This window comes from Streptomyces glaucescens (assembly GCF_002154375.1).
In the GTDB taxonomy this organism is placed as follows: Bacteria; Actinomycetota; Actinomycetes; order Streptomycetales; family Streptomycetaceae; genus Streptomyces; species Streptomyces glaucescens.
This window is the reverse complement of the sequence record NZ_MUND01000190.1, coordinates 20,395-28,383: the sequence shown is the minus strand read 5'-3', so window position 1 is coordinate 28,383 and position 7,989 is coordinate 20,395. Positions and strand designations below refer to the sequence as shown.

Annotated in this window: 6 protein-coding genes and 1 pseudogene; all 7 read left to right on the top strand. The window is 72.4% G+C overall.

All coding sequences use genetic code 11. The annotated features are described in order from the left end of the window. Positions 1–539: pseudogene (locus CCN42_RS14085) on the top strand (Gfo/Idh/MocA family oxidoreductase); the annotation flags it as partial. A 201-nt stretch (positions 540–740) separates the two neighbouring features. Next, complete coding sequence (locus CCN42_RS14080) at positions 741–2,501, top strand: ABC transporter ATP-binding protein (protein WP_386581029.1); 1,761 nt, start codon at positions 741–743, stop codon at positions 2,499–2,501. Further along, positions 2,498–4,213, top strand: coding sequence for an ABC transporter ATP-binding protein (locus CCN42_RS14075; protein ID WP_086735872.1), 1,716 nt, complete (start codon positions 2,498–2,500; stop codon positions 4,211–4,213). The genes CCN42_RS14080 and CCN42_RS14075 overlap by 4 nt, the downstream gene beginning before the upstream one ends. A gap of 18 nt (positions 4,214–4,231) precedes the next feature. Then, entirely contained in the window at positions 4,232–5,023 is a 792-nt protein-coding gene (locus CCN42_RS14070; protein ID WP_169731453.1) for a thioesterase II family protein, read from the top strand. 106 nt (positions 5,024–5,129) lie between these two features. Further along, positions 5,130–5,705 (top strand): MptD family putative ECF transporter S component, encoded by a 576-nt coding sequence (locus CCN42_RS14065; protein ID WP_086735879.1) that lies wholly within the window; start codon positions 5,130–5,132, stop codon positions 5,703–5,705. Next, positions 5,702–6,472: an energy-coupling factor transporter transmembrane component T gene (locus CCN42_RS14060; RefSeq protein ID WP_211294702.1), complete on the top strand. Its 771-nt coding sequence runs from the start codon at positions 5,702–5,704 to the stop codon at positions 6,470–6,472. Before CCN42_RS14065 ends, CCN42_RS14060 begins: the two co-directional genes overlap by 4 nt. Next, complete coding sequence (locus CCN42_RS14055; protein WP_086735870.1) at positions 6,469–7,950, top strand: ABC transporter ATP-binding protein; 1,482 nt, start codon at positions 6,469–6,471, stop codon at positions 7,948–7,950. The genes CCN42_RS14060 and CCN42_RS14055 overlap by 4 nt, the downstream gene beginning before the upstream one ends. The last annotated feature ends 39 nt before the right edge of the window (positions 7,951–7,989 follow it).

Here is a 7,989-nt window from a genome sequence, read left to right as displayed (position 1 = left end):
TGACCCCGCCGGCCGGCGGGGCGGGGCGTCCGCTGGCCGGCGTGGACGGGCAGATCGCGGGCGTCCCGCTGACCCTGCGGGTGGAGAACCGGATGCAGGCGGGGGACGACAGCTCCAGCCTGCTGCTGCACCGGATCACCGTCGGCACCGACGCGGGCAACCTGATGCTGGCCAACACCCACGGTCCGGTGCTCTGGAGCCCGGTGCTGCGCATGCCGTCCGACGCGACGGGGCATTTCCTGCCGGGGCCGGCGGACGCGGGGGAGCGGTGGCCGGACGGGCTGAACGTCACGGGCGCATATGTGGGCGCGCCCGAGACGCCGACCTGGGCGACCGCGCTGCACGAGGTGTGGGGGGAGGGGGTGCTGGCGGCCCTGGACCGGCTGCGCGAGCGCGCCGAGGCGGGCGCCGACCCGCTGCGGGGCGGCCAGCGCCATCTGGCTGTCGCCCGCGCCTGGCAGGAACTGACCGAGGCGCTGGGCTATCCGGAGGTGGCGCACCCCGATCCCGGAGCGCCGCTGACCGTCGCCGACCTGTAGCCGAGGAGGCTTCCGGAGGCCGGCGGGGCACGGTCCGGAGGCCGTGCCTCCCAGCCGGTGGCCCATCGAGCCGGTCCACGCTAGAGTAATATCGGAACGCGTTTTAAAATCGATGGGAGACCGATGAGCGCGATCGACCCCGCTGCGACGAGGGAGCGGTCCAAGCCGTTGTCGGATGCCGGCTCCGCAGCGAAACCGAGCATGGGACGACTGCTGCGCCCGTTCGCCGGGAGCTTCGCGGCCGTCGTGATCTTCCAGGTGATCGGCGCTCTCGCGGGCCTGGCACCGCTGCTGGCGGTCGTCGAGCTGGGGCGGACCCTGCTGGCACCCGGCCCGATCGATCGCGACCACGTCTGGTTCGTGGTGATCGCCGGTGCCGTCGGCCTGTTCGTCCGGCTGCTGTTCACGGCCGCGTCGTCCGGGATCGGACACATCCTCGACGGCAAGGTCCAGCTGACGTTCCGCCGGCGACTGGCCGAACAGCTCGGGCGCGTCCCGATCGGCTGGTTCTCCCGGCGCAGGACCGGTGAACTGGCCAAGGTGGTCGGCGAGGACGTCAGCGCCGTGCACCCGTTCATCGCCCACACGCCCGGCGAGCTGGTGTCCGCCTTCGTGGTGCCGCTGGCCTCACTGATCTACCTGTTCACCATCAACTGGAAGCTCACGCTCATCACGCTCATCCCGGTGGTGCTGGCGATCGCGCTGGTCCCGCTGATGATGACCCCGACCCGCCTGCGCGAGCAGGAGGAGTTCGACACGGCGATGGGGCGGATCTCCAGTTCCGTCATCGAGTTCGTGCAGGGCATCGCGGTGGTCAAGGCGTTCGGCGCGTCCGGCCGCGCCCACCGCAAGTTCCTCACCGCCGCGGACGAGTTCGTCGGCACCTTCAACCGGTGGGTGCACGGCATCTCCACGATCGCCGCGGGCATGCAGCTCGTGCTCTCGCCGCCGTTCGTGATGCTGGCCGTCCTGATCGGCGGAACGGCCCTCATCACCGGCGGCGACCTGGCCCCGGCCGATCTGCTGCCCTTCCTGCTGCTGGGGCTCGGCCTGACCGCCCCGGTGGCGGCCCTCGGCCACGGCTTCGACGAGATGCAGTCCGCGGGGCGCGCCGTCGGCCGGATCAAGGAAGTGCTGGAGGTCCAGCCGCTGCCGGAACCCGCGCACCCCGCCGCCCCGCGCGGACACCGCGTGGAGCTGCGCGACGTGCGCTTCGGCTACGAGGAGGACCGGGAGGTGCTGCGCGGGATCGACCTCGTGCTGGAGCCGGGAACGGTGACAGCGATCGTCGGCCCCTCCGGCAGCGGCAAGTCCACCCTGGTCCAGCTGCTGCCCCGGTTCTTCGACCCGACCCACGGCTCGGTCGTGCTGGGCGGCGTCGACCTGCGCGAGCTGGGCAGCCGGGAGCTGTACCGCACGGTCTCCTTCGTCTTCCAGGACGTACGGCTGCTGCGCGCGACGGTCGCCGAGAACATCGCGCTCGCCGTCCCGCACGCCGACCTGGAAGCCGTCACGCGTGCGGCCCGCCTGGCGAACATCCACGACCGCATCCTCGAACTGCCCCGCGGATACGACTCGGTGATCGGTGAGGACGCCGGCCTGTCGGGCGGCGAGGCGCAGCGCATCGCGCTCGCCCGCGCCCTGCTCGCCGACGCGCCCGTCCTCGTCCTTGACGAGGCCACCGCCTTCGCGGACCCGCAGACCGAGCAGGCCGTACGCCGGGCCCTGGCCACACTGGGCGGCGACCGGACCACCCTGGTCATCGCCCACCGCCTGGAGACGATCGCCGACGCCGACACCGTCGTGATGCTGGAGGACGGCCGGATCGTCGAGCGCGGCAGGCCCGCCGAACTCCTGGCGCGCGGCGGCAGGTTCGCCGCGTTCTGGCAATCCCACCAGTCGGCGGTCGCCGACGACATCGAGATCCACGGTGGCGTACTGCGAGGAGACGAGCCCCGATGATTCGAATGCTGCTGCGCGTGCTGGGCCGCGAGTACGCCCAGCCGTTGCGCCGCACCGTGATCCTGATGACGCTGACCGCGGTGGCCGAGGGTCTGTCGTACGCCCTGGTGGTTCCCGTGCTCAGGGAACTGTTCGGGGACACCCCCGAGGACGCCTGGCCCTGGCTGATCGCGTTCGGCGCCGCCTTCCTGGTCTACGCCGCGCTGCGCTACATCAGCGACCTGTTCGGGTTCCGCGTCGGCACCACCATGCTGCGCGGCATGTACCACCGCCTCGGCGACCATCTCGCCCGGCTGCCCATCGGCTGGTACAGCGCGGGCCGCCTCGGCGAGGTGTCCGTCCTGGCCAGCCGGGGCGTGCTGGACGCGATGAGCGTGATCGCCCACCTGCTGGCACCGTTCATCTCCGCCTGCGTGACGCCCCTGACGATCGTCGCCGTCATGCTCGTCTTCAACTGGCAGATGGGACTCGCCGCCCTGGTCGCCGCACCGATCGTGGCGGCCATCCAGATCCGCACCGCGCGCTCGACCGCCGCCCAGGACGCCGAACGCGAGGAGCGCGACCACGAGGCCACCGGCCGGGTCATCGAGTACCTCCAGGCCCAGCCGGTGCTGCGGGCCGGCGGCCGGACCGCCGAACGCTTCCGGCTGCTCGACGACTCGCTCAAGGAGGTCCAGCGGGTCTCCCGCCGCACCGCGCTGTCCGCGCTGCCCGGCGTGGTCGGCCTGACCCTCACCGTGCAGGCGATGTTCACGGGCCTGCTGTTCCTCGGCGCCTACCTCGCGCTCGACGGGAACATCGGCGTCGCCGAGATCCTGACCATCCTGGTGCTCGCCGCCCGCAGCGCCGACCCGCTGCTGTCGCTGACCGACATCGCCGGCAAGCTCCGCGGCGCGCGGTCCGTGCTCGCGCGGCTCGACGGGGTGCTCAGCACCGAGCCGCTTCCGGAGGCCGCCGACCCGGTCGAACCGACCCGCCACGACCTGGAGTTCGACTCCGTCGTCTTCCGCCAGGGCGACCGCACGGTCATCGACGACGCCTCGCTGTCGATCCCCCAGGGACAGCGCCTCGCCGTCGTCGGCCCGTCGGGCGCCGGCAAGTCCACCCTGCTGCAACTCCTCGCGCGGTTCTACGACGTGGACTCGGGCGCGGTCCGCGTGGGCGGGGTCGATGTGCGCGCGATCGACCCCGAGGTGCTGATGGCGCGGATCGCCATCGTCTTCCAGAACGTCTACCTGTTCGACGGCACCATCGAGGAGAACGTACGGCTCGGCCGCCCCGACGCCACCGACGCCGAGGTGCGGGCCGCCGCCACCGCCGCCCGCCTGGACGAGGTGATCGAGCGCCTGCCCGGCGGCTGGGAGGCCAACGTCGGCGAGGGCGGCGCCCTGCTGTCCGGCGGTGAGCGCCAGCGCGTCTCGATCGCGCGCGCCCTGCTGAAGGACGCGCCCATCGTGCTGCTGGACGAGGTGACCTCCGCACTCGACCCGGTCAACGAGGCGGCCGTCCACGAGGGCATCGAGCGCCTGATGGCCGGCCGGACGGTCGTGATGGTCGCGCACCGGATGAAGACCGTCCGCCGCGCCGACCGGGTCGTCTTCCTGGAGGCCGGCCAGGTCGTGGAGGAGGGCAGCCACGACGAGCTGCTGCGCCGCGGCGGCCGCTACGCCGACTTCTGGAGCATTGCCATGGCCCCGGTAGCGAGGGACTGAGCCGAGATGTTCGATGCCATGCCGCAGGACCGTCACGTCGGCGCGTTCCGCCGCCTCACGCCACGACCGTACGCCCGGGCCCGGGTGCTGCTGTTCCCGCACGGCGGCGGCAGCGCCAGCTACTACCGGCCGTGGGCCGCGGCGGCCCCCTGGGACGTCGAGTTCCTCGCCGCCCAGTACCCGGGACGGGAGGACCGGTACTCCGATCCGGTGCCGGCGAAGCTGCAGGGCGTCGCCGCCGCGCTGGCGGCCGACCTGACGGACGGGGCCGACGGACCGCCGCTCCCGACCGTCCTGTTCGGCCACAGCATGGGAGCCGTCGTCGCCTACGAGACCGCCCGCCGGCTCACGGCGGCGGGCGAACCGCCGACGGCGCTGGTCGTGTCGGGCCACCCGGCCCCGCAGCTGACCCGGCCGGGCCGGGTGCACCTGGGCAGCGACGAGGAACTGATCGAGGAACTGCGCCGCACCGAGGCCACCCACCGCGACATCCTCGACAACACCGCGCTGATCCAGGCGTTCCTGCCGATCATCCGGGCCGACTACCGGCTGAGCGAGACCTACCGGCCGGCCCCCGGCGCGCGGCTGCGCACTCCGGTCACCGTGCTGTACGGCGACCGCGATCCCGAGATCCACGCATGGGAGGCCGAGGGGTGGCGCGAGGTCACCGACGGCGCGTGCGAGCTGCGGACGTTCGCAGGCGGTCACTTCTACCTGGAGGAGCACCGCGACGCGGTCATCGACCTCCTGACGACGCGGGCCCGCAAGGCGTCCGAGGCGTCGGCGATCTCGTGGCCCTCCGCGCCATGACCGCCGCCCGCCGCACCGGACGGCGACTCCTCATACATACCCCCAGCCGAGGTAAGGACAGGACACCGTGACCGTCGAAGTCACCGATCACCGTATCGATCTCCGCATGAGCCCCAGAGACCTGATCAACATCGGCGTCTTCGGAGCGCTGTACATCGTGACGGTGGGGTTGTTCAACCTGCTCGAGTTCATCAGCCCGGTGATGACCCTGGTCACCAGCGGGCTCAGCATCGTCGCGGCGGGCGTGCCGTTCATGCTGTTCCTCACCCGGGTGCGGCACGCCGGCATGGTCACCGTCCTCGCCGTCATCGTGACCGGGTTCATGCTGCTCATCGGCAGCCCGCCCGTCACCCTGCTCGTCGGCGTGCTGGGCGCGCTGATCGCCGAGGCGCTGCTGTACATGGGCCGGTACCGCTCGCGGCAGCTGAGCGTGCTCGCCTACGCCGCCTTCAGCACCTGGTTCGTCGGGCTGTTCCTGCCGATGTTCTACGCCCGCGACGAGTTCCTCTCCAGCCCCTACATGGCGGAGATGGATCCGGACTACGTCGAGAAGCTGGACTCGCTGCTGTCGCCGGGCGTGCTGATCGCGTTCGACCTGTCCACCGTGGTGTTCGGGCTGATCGGCGGCGTCCTCGGCCTGCGCCTGCTGGACAAGCACTTCCGGAAGGCCGGGCTGGTGTGAGCGGCACCAGTCCCCAGCTCGACACCACGGCCCTGGGCGTGACGGTCCCCGGCCCGCCGGAGGGGGCCGTCTCGCGACGGACACTGGACCCGCGCACCGCGGTGGCGATCCTGCTGGCCGCCAGCATCACCATCATGGCGCCGGGCGGCCTGCTGTTCGTGCCCGCCGCACTGGTGGCGGGAATGCTGCTGGCCATCGCCGAGCGGGCCTGGCGGCGGGTGCTCGCCCTGCCGCTGGCCGCGGCGACCGCCGCCGCGGTGGCCTACCTGCTGCCGCTCGCCGCCCCGTGGCCGGTCCTCGGCATCGTCGGGGTCATGGGCGGCTTCTCGCTCCGCCTGGTGGCCGTGGCGGGCATCGCCGCCCACCTGATCGAGACCATGCCGCCGACCCGGTTCACCGCCGCGCTGCGCTCGATGCGGGTACCCCACGCGTTCACCGTGTCCGGGTCGGTGCTGCTGCGGTTCGTCCCCACCATCCTCGCCGAGGCGCGGGCGGTGCGGGACGCCATGCGGCTGCGCGGGCTCGGCGGCTGGCTGGACATGCTGCGCCACCCGGTCCGCAGCATCGAGTACTTCACCGTGCCGCTCATCGCGTCGAGCCTGCGCTCGGCGGAGGACCTGTCGGCGTCCGCGCTGCTGCGCGGGCTGGGCTCGCAGCCGCACCCCACCTCGATGCACCCGCCGCGGTTCGGCCCCGCCGACGTGGTCGCCGTGATCGTGGTGGCGGCGCTCGTGACGGCGACCCTGCTGTGGGAGGCCGGACGATGATCGAGCTGAAGAACGTCCGGTGGGCGTACCAGGAGGGTGACACGGCCGTAATCGACGGACTTGACCTGCGCATCCGGCGCGGCGAGACCGTGGTGGTGTGCGGGCCCAGCGGATCGGGCAAGAGCTCGGCGCTGCGCCTGATGAACGGCCTCATCCCGCACTTCCACGACGGGAAGCTCGAAGGCGAGGTCCGCGTCGCGGGGGAGCCGATCACCGATCTCGCCCAGGTCGGGCGGGTGACCGGCACGGTGCTCCAGCATCCGCGCCGCCAGTTCTTCACCGACACCATCGACACCGAACTGGCCTTCGCCCTCGAGAACTTCGGCACACCGCCGGAGCGCATCCGCGAACGGGTCCGGGAGGTCGTCGCCGAGTTCCGCCTCGGCGAACTCGACGGCCGGCTGCGGGAACTGTCGGGCGGTCAGCAGCAGCGGGTGGCGTGCGCGGCGGCCGTCACCCACGGGCCGCCGACCCTGCTGCTCGACGAACCCACCTCCAACCTGTCCCCGCAGGGCATCGCGGACCTCACCGCGGTCCTGCGCCACCTCAGGGAACGGGGCACCACCCTCGTCATCGCCGAGCACCGCCTGCACTACCTGCGGGAACTCGCCGACCGCATCGTGGTGATGCAGGACGGCCGGGTCGCGAAGGAGTGGTCCAGGGACGAATTCCCCAGGCTGACCGAGGAGATGATGCGCGAGGAAGGCCTGCGCAGCCTCGACGCGCCCAAAAGGATCCACGTGGCGCCGGCGTCCGGGCACGGTCCCAGCGTCCAGCCGGCAAAGACCCGGCCCGAGGACACGGAGTCCACGGGCGAGGCCGGTGGCGCGACCGCCGTCGCACCCGCGGCCGGCCGGGAGGCGGCCGGCGGGGGTGTGGTGCTGCGCGGCATCCGGTGCGCGTTCCGCGGGCGCCCCGTCCTCGACATCACGGAAGCCCACCTGCCCGCCGGTGTCATCACCGCGGTCACCGGCCCCAACGGAGCGGGCAAGACCACCCTCGCCCGTGTCCTCGCCGGGCTCCAGCGCCACTCCGGCGAGGTGCTCCTCGACGGCCGCACGATGTCCCGCTCACGGCGCCAGCGCGAGACGGCGATCGTCATGCAGGACGTCCAGCGGCAGCTCTTCACCGACAGCGTCACCGCCGAACTGCGGCTCGGCGCCGTCCCGGAGCAGGCGGGCCACGCCGCCACCGTGCTCGCCGATCTCGACCTGGACCGCTTCGACGAACGTCACCCACTGTCGCTGTCCGGCGGCCAGCAGCAGCGCCTGGTCGTCGCCACGGCCCGCCTCAGCGGGCGCCGCGTCGTCATCTTCGACGAGCCCAGCTCCGGCGTCGACCGCCGCCATCTGCAATCCATGACACGCACCATGCGCGATGTGGCCGAGGGCGGCGCGGTGGTCCTGCTCATCAGCCATGACGCCGACCTGCTCGCCCTCGCCGCGGACCGGGAACTGCGCCTGCGCCCGATCCGGTGACCCGGCGGAAATCGGGATTCCAGTAAACGCCTCACCCCC

Coding starts and splice junctions, on each gene's coding strand:
- CCN42_RS14070 (WP_169731453.1), top strand. CDS start 4,232: ATGCCGCAGGACCGTCACGTCGGCGCGTTCCGCCGCCTCACGCCACGA.
- CCN42_RS14075 (WP_086735872.1), top strand. CDS start 2,498: ATGATTCGAATGCTGCTGCGCGTGCTGGGCCGCGAGTACGCCCAGCCG.
- CCN42_RS14055 (WP_086735870.1), top strand. CDS start 6,469: ATGATCGAGCTGAAGAACGTCCGGTGGGCGTACCAGGAGGGTGACACG.
- CCN42_RS14080 (WP_386581029.1), top strand. CDS start 741: ATGGGACGACTGCTGCGCCCGTTCGCCGGGAGCTTCGCGGCCGTCGTG.
- CCN42_RS14065 (WP_086735879.1), top strand. CDS start 5,130: ATGAGCCCCAGAGACCTGATCAACATCGGCGTCTTCGGAGCGCTGTAC.